This window comes from Micromonospora sp. NPDC047527 (assembly GCF_040643015.1).
Classification (GTDB): domain Bacteria; phylum Actinomycetota; class Actinomycetes; order Mycobacteriales; family Micromonosporaceae; genus Micromonospora.
Genome location: NZ_JBEYTK010000001.1, coordinates 1,213,567 through 1,226,946 on the forward strand (window position 1 = coordinate 1,213,567; position 13,380 = coordinate 1,226,946).

At 70.5% G+C, this 13,380-nt stretch carries 13 protein-coding genes; 7 read left to right on the plus strand and 6 right to left on the minus strand.

The window, feature by feature from the left end:
* Positions 1-386: 386 nt before the first annotated feature.
* From ABZ808_RS05260 to ABZ808_RS05285, 6 genes are all read left to right on the plus strand, one after another.
* On the plus strand, positions 387-899 hold the full coding sequence (locus ABZ808_RS05260; RefSeq protein ID WP_357001156.1) for a hypothetical protein: 513 nt from the start codon (positions 387-389) through the stop codon (positions 897-899).
* Positions 896-4,192: a glycosyltransferase gene (locus ABZ808_RS05265; RefSeq protein ID WP_357001160.1), complete on the plus strand. Its 3,297-nt coding sequence runs from the start codon at positions 896-898 to the stop codon at positions 4,190-4,192. Before ABZ808_RS05260 ends, ABZ808_RS05265 begins: the two co-directional genes overlap by 4 nt.
* Before the next feature lie 195 nt (positions 4,193-4,387).
* Positions 4,388-4,777, plus strand: coding sequence for a hypothetical protein (locus tag ABZ808_RS05270; protein WP_357001163.1), 390 nt, complete (start codon positions 4,388-4,390; stop codon positions 4,775-4,777).
* 60 nt (positions 4,778-4,837) lie between these two features.
* Positions 4,838-6,391, plus strand: coding sequence for a glycosyltransferase family 39 protein (locus ABZ808_RS05275; protein ID WP_357001166.1), 1,554 nt, complete (start codon positions 4,838-4,840; stop codon positions 6,389-6,391).
* 16 nt (positions 6,392-6,407) lie between these two features.
* Positions 6,408-6,995, plus strand: coding sequence for a nucleotidyltransferase family protein (locus tag ABZ808_RS05280; protein WP_357001169.1), 588 nt, complete (start codon positions 6,408-6,410; stop codon positions 6,993-6,995).
* A 9-nt stretch (positions 6,996-7,004) separates the two neighbouring features.
* Positions 7,005-7,466, plus strand: a complete 462-nt coding sequence (locus tag ABZ808_RS05285) for an HNH endonuclease (protein WP_357001172.1) — start codon at positions 7,005-7,007, stop codon at positions 7,464-7,466.
* A gap of 259 nt (positions 7,467-7,725) precedes the next feature.
* Here the strand turns inward: ABZ808_RS05285 and ABZ808_RS05290 are convergent, their stop codons facing one another.
* Positions 7,726-8,763 (minus strand): amidohydrolase family protein, encoded by a 1,038-nt coding sequence (locus ABZ808_RS05290; protein ID WP_357001174.1) that lies wholly within the window; start codon positions 8,761-8,763, stop codon positions 7,726-7,728.
* Positions 8,764-8,890: 127 nt separating this feature from the next.
* Here ABZ808_RS05290 and ABZ808_RS05295 point away from each other — a divergent pair, with 127 nt between their 5' ends.
* Positions 8,891-9,616 (plus strand): TetR/AcrR family transcriptional regulator, encoded by a 726-nt coding sequence (locus ABZ808_RS05295; protein ID WP_357001176.1) that lies wholly within the window; start codon positions 8,891-8,893, stop codon positions 9,614-9,616.
* A gap of 177 nt (positions 9,617-9,793) precedes the next feature.
* On the opposite strand, the gene ABZ808_RS05300 is transcribed toward ABZ808_RS05295, so the two are convergent.
* From ABZ808_RS05300 to ABZ808_RS05320, 5 genes are all read right to left on the minus strand, one after another.
* A complete protein-coding gene (locus tag ABZ808_RS05300) occupies positions 9,794-10,351 on the minus strand; it encodes a dihydrofolate reductase family protein (RefSeq protein ID WP_357001178.1) in 558 nt (185 codons plus the stop codon).
* Positions 10,352-10,370: 19 nt separating this feature from the next.
* Positions 10,371-10,511, minus strand: coding sequence for a hypothetical protein (locus ABZ808_RS05305; protein WP_357001181.1), 141 nt, complete (start codon positions 10,509-10,511; stop codon positions 10,371-10,373).
* 28 nt (positions 10,512-10,539) lie between these two features.
* The gene (locus tag ABZ808_RS05310; protein ID WP_357001184.1) at positions 10,540-11,241 is read right to left on the minus strand and encodes an alpha/beta hydrolase; all 702 of its coding nucleotides are present in this window, start codon (positions 11,239-11,241) and stop codon (positions 10,540-10,542) included.
* A 351-nt stretch (positions 11,242-11,592) separates the two neighbouring features.
* Entirely contained in the window at positions 11,593-12,210 is a 618-nt protein-coding gene (locus ABZ808_RS05315) for an amphi-Trp domain-containing protein (RefSeq protein WP_357001187.1), read from the minus strand.
* 188 nt (positions 12,211-12,398) lie between these two features.
* Complete coding sequence (locus ABZ808_RS05320) at positions 12,399-13,319, minus strand: helix-turn-helix transcriptional regulator (protein WP_357001191.1); 921 nt, start codon at positions 13,317-13,319, stop codon at positions 12,399-12,401.
* Positions 13,320-13,380 lie beyond the last annotated feature (61 nt).

The window sequence follows — 13,380 nt, forward strand, 5'->3', positions numbered from 1 at the left end:
GCCCCCGACCGGATGAGGGAGGCGGAGCGAATAGATCACCGGGCGCTTTTCATCCCTATTCATCACCCTTAAACCTCTTTGGGCATGGAACGCCTTCTGCGTCAGTCATCCCGTTTCACTATTCCACTCACGATCGTTCTGTTTGACCGCTCGCGGCCCCTGTTTCCGGATGTTCGGATGCCGAAATATCCCGCTGGGCCCTGACGCACCAATCAGGACATACATTGACAAGCTCCACATAGCCTCGATCGGTGTCCGCTCACATGTCTTTCGATGGGTCGCCAGGTCGCCCTCAGCACGTTCCGCCCACTGTCCTGTCCCGACCCGTCGAACCGGTGTTCGTGGACGCCACCGGCGTCCGCCACCGTTGGCTACGACGCGCGGGCGTGCTTGTCGCAGCCGCCTCGCTGAGCTACCTACCGATGGCCGCCACCGCCCTGCTCCCCGGTCCGCCGACGCCGACGCAGCCCGCTCCACTGTCCGTCGGTGACCCCGCCGGCGGGACCGGGGAGCACCCTCCCACGGAGCCACCGCCGCTCGGCGATCCGGACCTGAACCTCACGCCGGAGCCGGAGGACACCATGGATGGTCCACCACTCCCGACCGAACCGGCACCGGACGCTGTGGCGCCGACCGCCATGCCGTCGATCGACCCACCCGAGCCCAGCCACCCGACCACCGTGCTTCCGACCGGTCGCCCGTCCGCTACCCCCATGCCCCCGACCAGTCGCCCGCCCACCACCCCGGTGGCCCCGACCTCGCCGCCGGCCCCGCTGCCCGAGGACCCGCCACCGCCCGTCACCGATTCGCCGACCATGTCCACGCCGGTCGAGCCCAGCCCCGAGCCCGTCGAGAACCGGCCGATCACGTCCGGGCTCGCGCCGTGGGTGACCGGATGACCCTGACGAACCGTCGCCGCCGCGCCACCAGCCGCGCCGGTGACCGTCGATCCGGTGGCATCGGCCGGTTCGTCTGTGCCTCCCTGGTGACGGTGGTGGTCTGCGTGCTGCTGGTCGAGGCGTACGCGAACTCCAGCTTCAGACCCGATCACGTGCGGGATTCCGAGGGACAGGGCACCGTCCCGACCGATGTCCTCAACGGCGGGCCGGTCCTCGACGCCCGGTACGACCAGCCCCGCTCCTACCGCCTGCCCGCGCGGACCATCGCCCTCACCTTCGACGACGGACCAGACCCCGACTGGACCCCGCAGGTGCTGGACGTCCTGCACCGACACCGAGCCGCGGCCACCTTCTTCGTGATCGGCTCGCAGGTCGCCAGGCACGGGGACCTGGTCCAGCGGTCCGTCCAGGAGGGTCACGAGCTCGGCGTGCACACCTTCACCCACCCCGACGTGAGCCTGCTGCCGGGATGGCGACAACGGATGGAGTACGCGCAGACCCAGATGGCGATCGTGGACGCGGCCGGCGTCCGGACCAGCCTGCTGCGCTTCCCCTACTCCTCGCTGCCCAGCGCCGTCGACGACGCGAACTGGCCGGTGATCCGCGACGCCGGCCGGCTCGGCTACCTGACGGTGGTGAACGACGTCGACAGCGACGACTGGGACCGACCCGGCGTGGACGCGATCGTGCGGAACATGACGCCGACCGACGGAGCGGGCGCCGTGGTGCTGCTGCACGACGCCGGCGGAGACCGGTCGCAGACCATCGCGGCGCTGGACCGGTTCATCCCGATGATGCAGGCGCGCGGCTACACCTTCACCACGGTGAGCGACGGGATGAACCGGGCGCGGCCAGGAGCGGCGCCGTTCGTCGGCAACGTCCCCACGTCGACCATGGACCGTTGGCGGGCCGCCCCCGTGGTGTGGGCGATCCAGTTGGCGGACTCGATCCTGCGCGTACTCGCCCTGCTCTTCGTGGTCGTCGGGGCCCTCATCCTGGTCCGGACGCTGCTGCTGCTCCTGATCGCCGGCAGGCTCGCCCGGCGCAGACGGGCGCACCGCTGGCCCTGGGGATCGTTCGACGCACCGGTGTCGGTGATCGTGCCCGCGTACAACGAACAAGCCGGAATCGTCGCCACGGTCCGTTCGCTGGTGGCCAACGACCACCGGGACATCGAGGTGATCGTGGTCGACGACGGTTCGACCGACGGCACGGCGGACCTTGTCGACGCACTGGGACTGGACGGCGTCCGGGTGATCCGCAAACCCAACGGCGGCAAGGCCAGCGCCCTCAACACCGGGATCCGGTACGCCTCGCACGACATCATCGTGACCGTCGACGCGGACACCATCTTCGAGCCGAACGCGATCCGACGGCTGATCGAGCCGTTCAACGACCCACGGATCGGAGCGGTGGCCGGCAACGTCAAGGTCGCCAACCGGCGCCGGCTGCTCGGCCAGTGGCAGCACATCGAGTACGTCATCGGCTTCAACCTGGATCGCCGGTTCTACGAGCGGCTGGGCTGCATCCCCACCGTCCCCGGGGCGATCGGGGCCTTCCGCCGCCGCGCCCTGCTCGGCGTCGGAGGAATGAGCGGCGACACCCTGGCCGAGGACACCGACATCACCATGGCGATCCTCCGGGCCGGGTGGCGGGTGGTGTACCAGGACCGCGCCCGCGCCTGGACGGAGGCGCCCGCCACCGTGCGCGAGTTGTGGCGGCAGCGCTACCGGTGGAGCTACGGCACCATGCAGGCGATGTGGAAGCACCGGCGCGCGGTGTTCGACCGGGGCGCCGCGGGCCGGTTCGGCCGGTTCGGTCTGCCGATGCTCGCCCTCTTCGGCGTGGTGCTGCCATTGCTCGGCCCGGTGCTGGACCTGCTCGCCCTCTATGGCCTCTTCTTCATGGACACGACGAAGACCGCGGTGGCCTGGGTGGCGATGCTGGTCGTCCAGGCCGCGACCGCCGCGGTGGCCTTCCGGCTCGACCGGGAACGGATGCGCCCGCTGCTGACCCTGCCGATCCAACAGTTCGTCTACCGCCAGTTGATGTACCTGGTCCTGGCCCGGTCCGTGGTGACCGCGCTGACCGGTGCCCGGCTGGGCTGGCGCAAACTCAAGCGGGCCGGTGACGTCGTGGACGACAACCGCCGCGCCGTCTCCCCGGTGGCGGACCGACGTGAGGGGCGCGACCGCTGGTTCGACGCGCTGCGGGCGCTGGCGCTGGCTCGGGTCATCACCTACCACATGTTCGGGGCCGCCTGGCTGAGCTTCGCCTTCCCCGCCATGGGCGTGATGTTCGCGCTGGGCGGCTCCCTGATGGCCAGTTCCCTCGACCGGTCGCCGCAGCGGGCGGTCAGCGGTCGGCTTCGGCGCCTGCTACCGGCGCTGTGGGCCATGGGCATCGTGCTGCTGCCTTTGATGCTCTGGCACGGCTGGTCCGACCGTCCGGGCTGGCCGGCGCTGCTGAGCTGGCTGGTCCCGCTGCTGCAACCACCAGGCAGTGCGTGGGCGGCGGACGTCACGGGTGTGCTGTGGTACCTCGTCGCGTACCTGTGGTTCGTGCTGCTCTCCCCCGCGGTGCTGACGCTGTACCGACGCTGGCCGGTGTGGTCCGTGCTGACACCGCTCGCCGGCGTGGTCCTGCTGCAGACCGCGGCGCCGGCACTGGGCGGCCCGGTGGATTCGGTTGTGACCGACCTGGCCACGTTTGGCGCTTGCTGGCTGGTGGGCTTCGCACACCGCGACGGTCGGCTGCGACGTATCCCGCTCCGGTCCCTGCTGGCCCTGGCAGCGCTCTGTCTGGGCCTCGCCGTCGGCTGGCTCACCACCCACCGCGATGCCGGGCTGGACCTCAACGACATCCCGGTGGCGCAGGCGTTCTGGTCGCTCGGGTTCGTGCTGCTGCTGTTGCGGCTGTCCCCACCGATGACCTGGCTGGCCCGGATCCGGCCGCTCGACCGGCTGGTCACCGCGTTGAACAGCCGAGCCCTGACCATCTACCTCTGGCACAACGCCGCCATTGCCGTCTGCTTCGCCGTCGGTGACCTACTCGGGGTCTGGCGAATCGGCATGGTGGGCTACCTGGTGGTGGCCCTGGTGCTGCTCATCGGCGTGGTTCTGACCCTCGGCTGGATCGAGGACCTCAGCGCACGACGGTCGCCTCGCTTTCTGCCCTGGCCCCGACCGCCGCGAGCGCCAGCGCGGGATCGGACGGTACAGCCGGCTTCGGGGGCCGCTCTGGCGGAAGGGCAGGACGTCCCAGAAACGCGCCACGAACACGTACTCACGTGAGTGTTCTTCGGCGCCACAGCACGCCGCGACGGCACGGCCGGACATCGACACGGCCCGGCCGAGCCGCCGTTGGCGCAGACGGTGATGAGAGGTGATCACCGTCGGCCGGCACGGGCCTCGCCTCCTACGGGCCCGTGCCGGCCACCCCAACAAAGACGCCGAGCCGCGAGCCCGGCACACAGAGAGGAGATAGTGATGTGGCAGGTGCCCACACCGGCGGAGCAGGAGCTGTGGAACGCCGTGGTGGCCGGGGTACGAGCGGCCAACCAGAAGGATCACGCGCAGTTCCGGACCTGCGTCGACCGCCTCCTGCGGCTGCCCCACGCGTGGGTGCACCAGGTCCTCAGGGACACCGCAGGACTGCTCGCCGACGAGCTGGGCCCGGACGGGTGGGACCAGGGGCCACGTCTGGCCGCGCAGATCGACCACTCCGAGGACTGCTCACATCGACTGCTGCTCATCGCCCAGCTCGCGGACGCCGCGCAGGTCGGCGTCGGAGCATTCGTCGACGCCGCGTTGGCGCACACCAGGCGGCCTCGGCGAAATCTTGCCGGATCGGTCCCCCATGGCCGGACCGGGAGCTGACGCGCGAAGCAACCAGTTAGCGGGTATGAACCGGCGTGACGCATCGGTGATGATGGGCGCGTGAGCGATCTCGGCACCGCCACCGACCGCCCTCACCAGCCTGCGCCGACCTCCCCGCAGGTGGGGCCGCCGACGCCCGGCCCGCGTGCGCTCGGCCCGTTCCTGGTGGCCGCGATCACCAGCGTGACGCTGCTGCTGCTCGCCGGCCGTTACGGCTATCACCGCGACGAGCTGTACTTCCTGCTCGCCGGCCGCCACCTCGACTGGGGCTACGTCGACCAGGGCCCCCTGGTCCCGGCGCTGGCCCGCCTGCTGGACACGATCGCGCCGGGCAACCTGGTGGTGCTGCGCACGCCGTCGGCACTGCTGGCCGGCGGCGCTGTCCTGCTGGTCGCCGCCATCGCCCGCGAGTTGGGCGCCGGCCGTGCCGCGCAGACCTGCACGGCGGTGCTGGCCGCGCTGTCCGGCATCGTGCTCGCCAACGGGCACCTGCTCAGCACCACGACCATTGACCTGCTGGTCTGGCTGGTCGCGGCGTGGTGTGCGGTGCGGTTGCTGCGCACCGGGGACACCCGGTGGGCTCTCGGCATCGGGCTGGCGCTCGGCATGGGCATGCTCAACAAGGTGCTGCCCGCGCTGCTGGCCGTGGGTCTGATCGCCGGGGTGGCCATCGCCGGGCCACGTCGGCTGCTGGGCGACAGGTGGGTGCTCGCCGCCGCCGCGATCGCCGCACTGCTGGCCGCGCCGAACCTGATCTGGCAGGCGACGCACGGGTTCCCGCAACTCGGTGTGGCCGCCTCCATCGCCGACGGCGACAGCTCCTACAGTGGCCGCCTCGACGCGCTCTTCCTCCAGTTCGTCATCATCAGCCCGTACGCCGTACCGATCTGGATCGCCGGCCTCGTCGCGCTGTTGCGCCGGCCGGAGTGGCGGGCGTACCGGGCGATGGGTTGGTCCTGGTTGGTCGTGGTCGGCGTCGTGCTGGCGGCCGGCGGCAAGGGCTACTACGACGCGCCGTTGATGCTGGTCCTCACCGCCGCCGGCGCGGTGGTCACCGTCGCCTGGGCGTCGCGCGGGTCCGTCTGGCTGCGTCGCGGGCTGCTCGCGGTGGGCGTGCCGCTGTTCCTCCTGCCCAGCATCGTGTTGTTGCTGCCGGTGCTGCCGGCCGAGCGACTGCCCGGGTTCGTGGTCGACGTCAACTACGACGCCGGAGAGACCATCGGCTGGCCGGCGTTCGCCGACTCGCTCGCCGCCGTCCATCGTGGGCTGCCGCCCGAGGAGCGCTCGCGAGCGGTCATCCTGACCGGCAACTACGGCGAGGCCGGCGCGGTGGCCCGCTACGGCCCGGCCCGTGGTCTTCCCCACGCGCACTCCGGGCACAACAGCATGGTCGACTTCGGCCGGCCACCCGCCGACGCCGACGTGGTGATCGCCGTCGGCTGGGAGCGCCCCGAGCCGCTGACCGCCTGGTTCGACGCGTGCGCGCTCGGCGGGCGGGTGGACCAGCGGGTCGAGGTCGACAACGACGAGAACGGTGGCCCGATCTACGTGTGCCGGGGGCTGCGGCGTCCGTGGGCGCAGATCTGGGACACCGAGGTACGCCGCACCGGCTGACCATTACCCTCGGCGCATGGCTACGGCGGGGTTGCTCCTCGCGGCCGGTGCCGGCCGCCGGTTCGGCATGCCGAAGGCCCTCCTGTCCTACCGGGGGCAACTCCTGGTGGAGCACGCCGCCGCGATCCTCACGGCCGCCGGCTGCCAGCCCGTCGTGGTGGTGCTCGGCGCGCAGGCCGACCAGGTCCGCGCCCGCACCCGGCTGCCCGGCGTGGTGGTCAACGACGACTGGGCGACGGGCATGGGCTCGTCGCTGCGGGCCGGTTTGTCCGCCCTGACGTCCGACACCATCGAGGCCGCCGTGGTCACCCTGGTCGACATGCCCGGCCTCACCCCCGAGGCGGTACGCCGGGTGGCGCGTGACGTCACCGCCGACTCCCTCGCGGCGGCCACCTACCAGGACGGTCGTCGAGGGCATCCGGTGCTGCTCGGCCGCGACCACTGGCCCGGCGTGGCCACGGCGGCCACCGGCGACCGGGGCGCGCGGGACTACCTGCGTGCCCAGGGCGACGCGGTACGGCTGGTGCCCTGCGCGGACGTCGCCGACGGCACCGACGTGGACCTGCCCGCACAGGCGGCCCGCTTCCGTCTCACGTCCAGCTAGAGTGGCGGCGTGCTCAGCGGGGTCAAGGGTCTGTCACGACACTTCACCGAGGACACTCTGCGCGAGTATCTGCTGGAGCGCTCCGTCCGAACCAACGACGGCTGCCTGATCATCCGTGGCTACGGCACCCAGCGCGGCGTCTACCAGAAGGTCGCGGGCCGGGCCTGGGCGCACATCGCGGCCTACGCCGCCTTCGTCGGCGGTTACGACCCGGCCCTGGATGTCGACCACCTCTGCGACGTCAAGGACTGCGTCGAGCCCACTCACCTGCGGCAGATCAGTCATGCGGACAACTGCCGTACGCGCGCACAGGCACCGACCTGCCGCAACGGGCACGACCGCGAAGTCGACGAGTCGACGGGGCGATACCGGCGGACGTGCCGCGCCTGCAACCGGGAAAGTCAGCGCCGCTGGCGGGAGCGCCAGGCCGCCGAGGTGGCCCAGGCCCGTGCGGCGTACGCCCGGAGCTAGAGCCCCTTCCACCTCCCATGCGGTGAGCCCAGTGCCGGGCGACTCATAACCGTCTGATGATCGGATCTACACCATCCTGATTCCTTACGCACATTAACTGTCATTATGATGTCGTGCCGTTATGTCCGTAATGCCCGGCCAGATTATCGGATTGCCGGTAATGGCAATCCGATAATCTGGCCGGGCGCTTGTCAGGAAGGTGATCTGTCGGCCCAGGTGGCGAGTGCGCGGCGGCGGTCCGACCGGCCGGTGTGCTGGGTCAGACCGCTGTCGGCTTGGCTGCGCGGGCGGTGAGGCGTTCCCAGTTGCGGTGGGCGATGTCGGCCTTCTGGTCGTCGTTGAACGGCGCGTTCTCCAGGAAGGAGCGGGCGGCGCCGTTGCTGGTGTCGACGTAGGGGAAGCCGCCGGGGCGGAAGCCGTAGGTGAAGGGGTAGTCGGTGGAGTAGAGCATCCGGTCGGTGCCCATGATCTCGGCGGTCCAGCGCAGGTAGCGGGGGCTGTTGGTGCCGCTGCCGGCGACCCAGAAGTTCTGCGTGAAGTAGTCCGCGAGTGGTCGCTGAAGGCCACCGGCCGCGGCGAAGAATCCGGTGTGGTCGAGGTAGAACAGAACAACCTCGCCCCAGTGTCCGGCGATCACCTGTAGGTCGGGGAACCGGTCGAAGACACCCGAGAAGATCATCCTCAGGTACTGCACGCCCAGGTCGTAGTACCAGCCGATCGCCGCCCCGGCCAGCGGGGTGCCGATCGGGCCGATGTTCGAGTAGTAGGCGTCGATGACCGGCTGGACCGGCATCTGCGGGTGGAAGTGCAGCGGCACCCGGAGCCGCTCGGCGGCGGCGTACAACTGGTCGTTGTCCGGGTGGTCAGCCAGTTTGTCCCCGGTGCGGCCGTAGAGCATGGCGCCGGGGAAGCCCAGCTGGACCACCGCGCGCTCCAGTTCGGCCACGGCCGCGCCGGGCGACTGGGTGGGGATCGCGGCGAACGCCTGGAACCGGTCTGGGTGCGCGGCGACGATCTCCGCGAGCTGGTCGTTGGCGTCACGTGCCACCGTGATCGCGTCGGCCTGCGGCAGGTCCTGGACGCCGGGCGAGGACAGGGACAGCACCGCGACGTCGATGCCCTGGTCATCCATGTGGGCCAGCCGCCGCTCGCCGACCTCGCGCAGGTTCGTCGCGATCGGGTTGTCCCCAAAGCCGCGGGCGGGGATCCGCGGCGATCCGGCTCGCTGGTACGCCTCGTAGACGGCGGGTACCACGACGGTCTCTTCCACCCCGATGATCCGCAGACGGTCGGACATGGTGACGCTCCCTCACTGGTGTTTCCGACGGAATCGCCATCACGGTATCACTGATACTAACGTTGTAAACGTGACGGTGTTAACGCTGGCAATATCCTCGGTATCTGGTACGGGTTATCCTTGATACATGCCTGGTGACCCGAACCGCTCACCGTCTGCCGCGAAGCCCGACGGCAACGCGCGCGAACAGACGCGCCGCCGGATCATGGATGTCGCAATCGACCTGTTGGAGCGCGGGGGCCGCGACGCGGTCACCACCCGCGCGGTCGCCGAGGCCGCTGGACTGCAGGCGCCGGCCCTGTACCGGCTGTTCGGCGACAAGGAGGCCCTGCTCGACGCGGTGGCCGAATACGGGTTCACCCGGTTCCTGGCCGCCAAGCACATCGACCCCGACCCTCAGGACCCGATCAAGGAACTACGCGTCCGCTGGGACACCGCGGTCGAGTTCGGACTGACCAACCCCGCTCTGTACGCGCTCATGTACGGCGAGCCCGCCCGGTCCACCATCGCTTTCCGGCTCGGCCTCGGTCTGCTCATGGACCGCATCCGCCGCCTGGCCGTCGCGGGCCGACTACGCGTCGACGAGAACCTCGCCGCCCAAATCATCCACGCCACCGCCCGTGGCGCCGTCCTGACCTGGCTGTCCCTGCCCGACGCCGAGCGAGACCCCGCCCTCCTGGTCGCGCTGCGCGAAGCGATGATCACCGCCGTCACCAATCAGGAACCGGCCGTGCGGGAAGAGGGCCTGGCGGGCGCCGCTCGCGCCCTGCGCGCCGCCCTGCCCAGCCAGAACGCCCTCAGCGGCGCCGAACAGCAACTCCTGACGGAATGGCTGGGGCGACTGTCCGCATAGCGCCTGCCCGACCATGACGAGCAGCACCGAAGCGGTGCGGCTCGGCCAATCCGGGCGTGGGCCGGACACCCGGCGTCGGCCCAGGCTGGGGTCGTCGAGGCCGGCTTCCTCGGGGTGAGGCGGGAGAGGGCGGAGCGGAGGAATTCCGCTGAGCTGGCGGCGATGGACTCCGGTGATTCAGAGCGCGCGGCGGTAGTGCATGGACATCACGCCGTTGCTCAGCGGCTCGGCCGAGAGCAGTTCGAGCCGGCGAGTGGCGGGCAGCCCGCCCTGGTACAGCGTCGGGCCGTGGCCGGCGATCATGGGTTGAACAAGCAGCTTGTACTCGTCGATCAGGTCCAGCCGGTCGAGCTCGGTCGCGAGCTTGCCGCTTCCGATCAGCACCCCGTCCGGGGTCGCGTCCTTGAGTTTCTGCACGCCCTCGCGCAGATCGCCGGTGATGTGGTGGCTGTTGGTCCACGGGAAGTCCGTGCGCGTCGATGACACCACGTACTTGGGTTGAGCCTCCAGCTTGGCCGCCCACTCACGCATGGCCGGCGGCGCCTCCACGTCACCGCGGGCGACGGCCGGCCAGTGGCCCTCCATCATCTCGTAGGTGACGCGGCCCCACAGCATCGCCCCGCTCTCGTCCATGAGACGAGTGAAGAAGGCGTGCGTCTCGTCGTCGGCGATCCCCTCCTGGTGGTCGACGCAGCCGTCCACAGTGACGTTGATGCTGAAGGTGAGCAGCCCCATGGCCGGGAGCCTAACGCCACTACTGCGTCGCGTCAGCGACCTCGAGGTACACGCCGCCCCGTCTCGTCGAAGTCGTCGGTCTGACGAGCCTGCGCTCGCTCGCGGTCGTCGCCAGCTCGACCTCGGCGACGATGCGACGCGCCAGGTGGGTCTTGCCCATCGGCGAGCACCACTGGACGGTCTGTCGGTCAGTGCGGCGTCAGGTGGCGGGTGAAAAACCGGACCGCGCTGTCCAGTTCGTGGTCGGGCAGTCGGTCGCCGTGGCGGCCTGGGTTGGCGTGCAGGGTTTTGTCGGCCGAGCCGAACGCGTCGAACAGGGCCAGGCTCTGCTCGCGCGGTACCCGCTCGTCCTCCCACTGAACCAGGAACTCGATCGGCACGGTGATCCGTGCCGCGGCCTCCGCGCAAGCCGGGGCCGAGGCTCCGCCCAGACCCAGAACCGCCGCGCGGACCTGGGGCTCGGCGGCCACGAACGGCACTCCGAGCCCGCAGCCCAGCGAGACGCCCCAGTAGCCGACTGATCCGAACTCGAGGTGGTCCAGGACGGCCTGCCATTCCGGGACTGTCTGTTCGGCGACCAGAGAGTGGAAATCGGCGAGCAGGGGGGCCAGTTCCTCGCCGGAGTCGACGCGGGTCCCAATTTCGGTGGCGATGCTCTGGTAGCGGTCGTCGGTCGGGCGGTCGCCGTGGTTCGGGACGTCCACCGAGACTGCCGCGAATCCGCTGTTCACGAAATGGTGGGCGCGGTGCAGGACGCCAGGGGCGGTCTTGTGCTGGCCGCCGCCGTGGCCGATGAGGATCAGGGGGCGAACGTTCGTGGTGTCATCAACCGAGGTCCACAGGACAGCGGGAACACCATCGACAGTGAAGAATTCTTCATGGATGTGCATGCCGAGTACGTGCCTTTCAGGGGTGCCTTGTGCGGGCGCTCCCTAGGCAGTGCGGGAGAGGGAGTCCCAGCCTGTCAAAGCGTTGATCGGACTCACCTCCTCAAGTAGCGACCATGCACGGCGGACCAGACCGTAGCACCTTCGGCGGGCGGGTGTGGGCCGGCACCAGGACCTCACCGGGTGAACTGCCCACCTGAGCGGCACAGGCGGTAGTGGATTTCGACGACCACGGACAGGTCGTCAAAGACGCCATCTCCCCCGCAACTGCGGGCAACCGTTTGCCGGGGGCCGGTGTCGGTTCTCCGGAGGACACGCAGGGTGGCTCTCCGGAGAACCTCGCGGGACCTGGGGTCAGGCCGTCTTCTCGGCGGTGCCGGCGTCGACCGCCTCGGCGGCGGTGTCCTCGCCGGCCGTCTTCTCGGCGGGAGTCTCCTCGCCGGCACCGGCCGCGGGCGTCTCTTCCGCGCTGGCGGTGTCGGCAGGCTCGGCGGCGGCCGGCGTGGCATCCTCAGCCGGGGTCGCGGGCTGTTCCGCGGCAGCGGCCTCAACCTCGGTCGGCGCGGCAGCGGTCTCGGCCTCCGCCGGTGCGGCACCGAGGGATTCCGCCGTGACCGGGGCGGTGACCTCCACAGCGGCGGCGGTGGCGGCCTGCTTCTCCACGGCCGGCTCGTCCTCGTCCTCCGACTCCTCCGAGTCTTCGTCCTCGTCGTTCGACTCCTCCGCGTCCTCGTCCTCTGAGGCGTCGGCGGAGGCCGACCGAGGGCTGGGCCAGGTGAACTCGATCTCGACGGAGATCTCCCCGTCCTCGTCCTCGATCTCGAATTCACACTCGACCTCGTCGGGGACCCGCACGGTGCCTGCGGCGCCGAAGAAGATCCGCCCATCGGATTCCAGTTGACTGGCGAGTTGGCGAAGCCAGGCGGCCAGATCGTCGCGCGACACGTTGCGGGAGTCCTCGAAAATCTCCATGCGATCATGCTCCCACCCGCCTTCAACCCCGCTGCGGGCTGCCTGCCCCGGCGCCGGATCGCCCTGATAGCGGCGCGGATCTTCGGCCCCGCAGCCGCGCCGTCCGTAGTTTCCGAACCAGGAACGACCTGCTCGTCCGTGGCGGCGTCCACACCCGCGCCAGGAAGGGTGACGGGCACGCGCGCTGATCAGCGCCCTCGTGAGCTTCGGGCGCTTGTGTCCTGCGGCTTTCCGGTGCCGGCTGCCGCCGTACTCCATTGGGCCAGCAGGCGCAGCGCGGTCTCGGACGGGCTGCCGGCTTCGGTGCCGTAGACGAAGAGGGTCTGGTCCGGGTCGTCTCCGGGGGTGAGGGCCTGGTAGCTGATGGTGAGGTCGCCGACGAGCGGGTGGTGGTAGTTCTTGGTGCCGGTCGTGCGCCGGTGGACCTTGTTGTCCGACCAGAAGCGCCGGAATTCCGCGCTGCGGATGGACAGGTCACCGACCAGGGCGCTCAGAGCCGGGTCGTCCGGGTGGCGGCCCGCGTCGAGGCGGAGCATGGCGGCGGTGTCCGCGGCGACGTGGGCCCAGTCCCGGTACAGCTCGCGGGCGTGCGGGTCGAGGAAGACGAAGCGGGCCTGGTTGCGGTCGGCGGCGGGGAGCGCGCGGAAGTCGGTGATCAGGCGTCCGGCGAGTGGGTTGTTGGCCAACACGTCGAGGCGCCGCCCGAGGACGAAGCCGGGGCGGCCGGCCTGCTGGAGGGTTTCCAGCAGGTCCAGGGTGGCGGGGTGGACGCGCTGAGGGCGGGGGCGGCGGCGGCGGGCGGGCTGGGGCCGGGCGAGGGTGTGCAGGTGGCTGCGCTCGGCGTCGTCCAGGTGCAGGGCGGTGGCGAGCGCGTCGAGGACCTCGGCGGAGGCGCTGCGGCTGCGGCCCTGTTCGAGGCGCGTGTAGTAGTCCACGCTCACCCCGGCAAGCCGGGCGAGTTCTTCGCGGCGCAGGCCGGACACCCGGCGTCGACCCAGGTTGGGGTCGTCGAGCCCGGCCTCCTCCGGGGTGAGCCGGGAGCGGGCGGAGCGGAGGAATTCTGCCATCGGTGCGCTGTGCTCACGGTCCATCTGCCCACTGTCGCGCATCAGCCGATGATAGGCCGACGATAAGGGTGGCCCACTTTGTCCCCCGATCAGGCGGGCCATT

Coding starts and splice junctions, on each gene's coding strand:
- ABZ808_RS05270 (WP_357001163.1), top strand. CDS start 4,388: ATGTGGCAGGTGCCCACACCGGCGGAGCAGGAGCTGTGGAACGCCGTG.
- ABZ808_RS05305 (WP_357001181.1), bottom strand. CDS start 10,511: ATGGGCAAGACCCACCTGGCGCGTCGCATCGTCGCCGAGGTCGAGCTG.
- ABZ808_RS05265 (WP_357001160.1), top strand. CDS start 896: ATGACCCTGACGAACCGTCGCCGCCGCGCCACCAGCCGCGCCGGTGAC.
- ABZ808_RS05320 (WP_357001191.1), bottom strand. CDS start 13,319: ATGCGCGACAGTGGGCAGATGGACCGTGAGCACAGCGCACCGATGGCA.
- ABZ808_RS05310 (WP_357001184.1), bottom strand. CDS start 11,241: ATGCACATCCATGAAGAATTCTTCACTGTCGATGGTGTTCCCGCTGTC.
- ABZ808_RS05290 (WP_357001174.1), bottom strand. CDS start 8,763: ATGTCCGACCGTCTGCGGATCATCGGGGTGGAAGAGACCGTCGTGGTA.
- ABZ808_RS05295 (WP_357001176.1), top strand. CDS start 8,891: ATGCCTGGTGACCCGAACCGCTCACCGTCTGCCGCGAAGCCCGACGGC.
- ABZ808_RS05300 (WP_357001178.1), bottom strand. CDS start 10,351: ATGGGGCTGCTCACCTTCAGCATCAACGTCACTGTGGACGGCTGCGTC.
- ABZ808_RS05280 (WP_357001169.1), top strand. CDS start 6,408: ATGGCTACGGCGGGGTTGCTCCTCGCGGCCGGTGCCGGCCGCCGGTTC.
- ABZ808_RS05315 (WP_357001187.1), bottom strand. CDS start 12,210: ATGGAGATTTTCGAGGACTCCCGCAACGTGTCGCGCGACGATCTGGCC.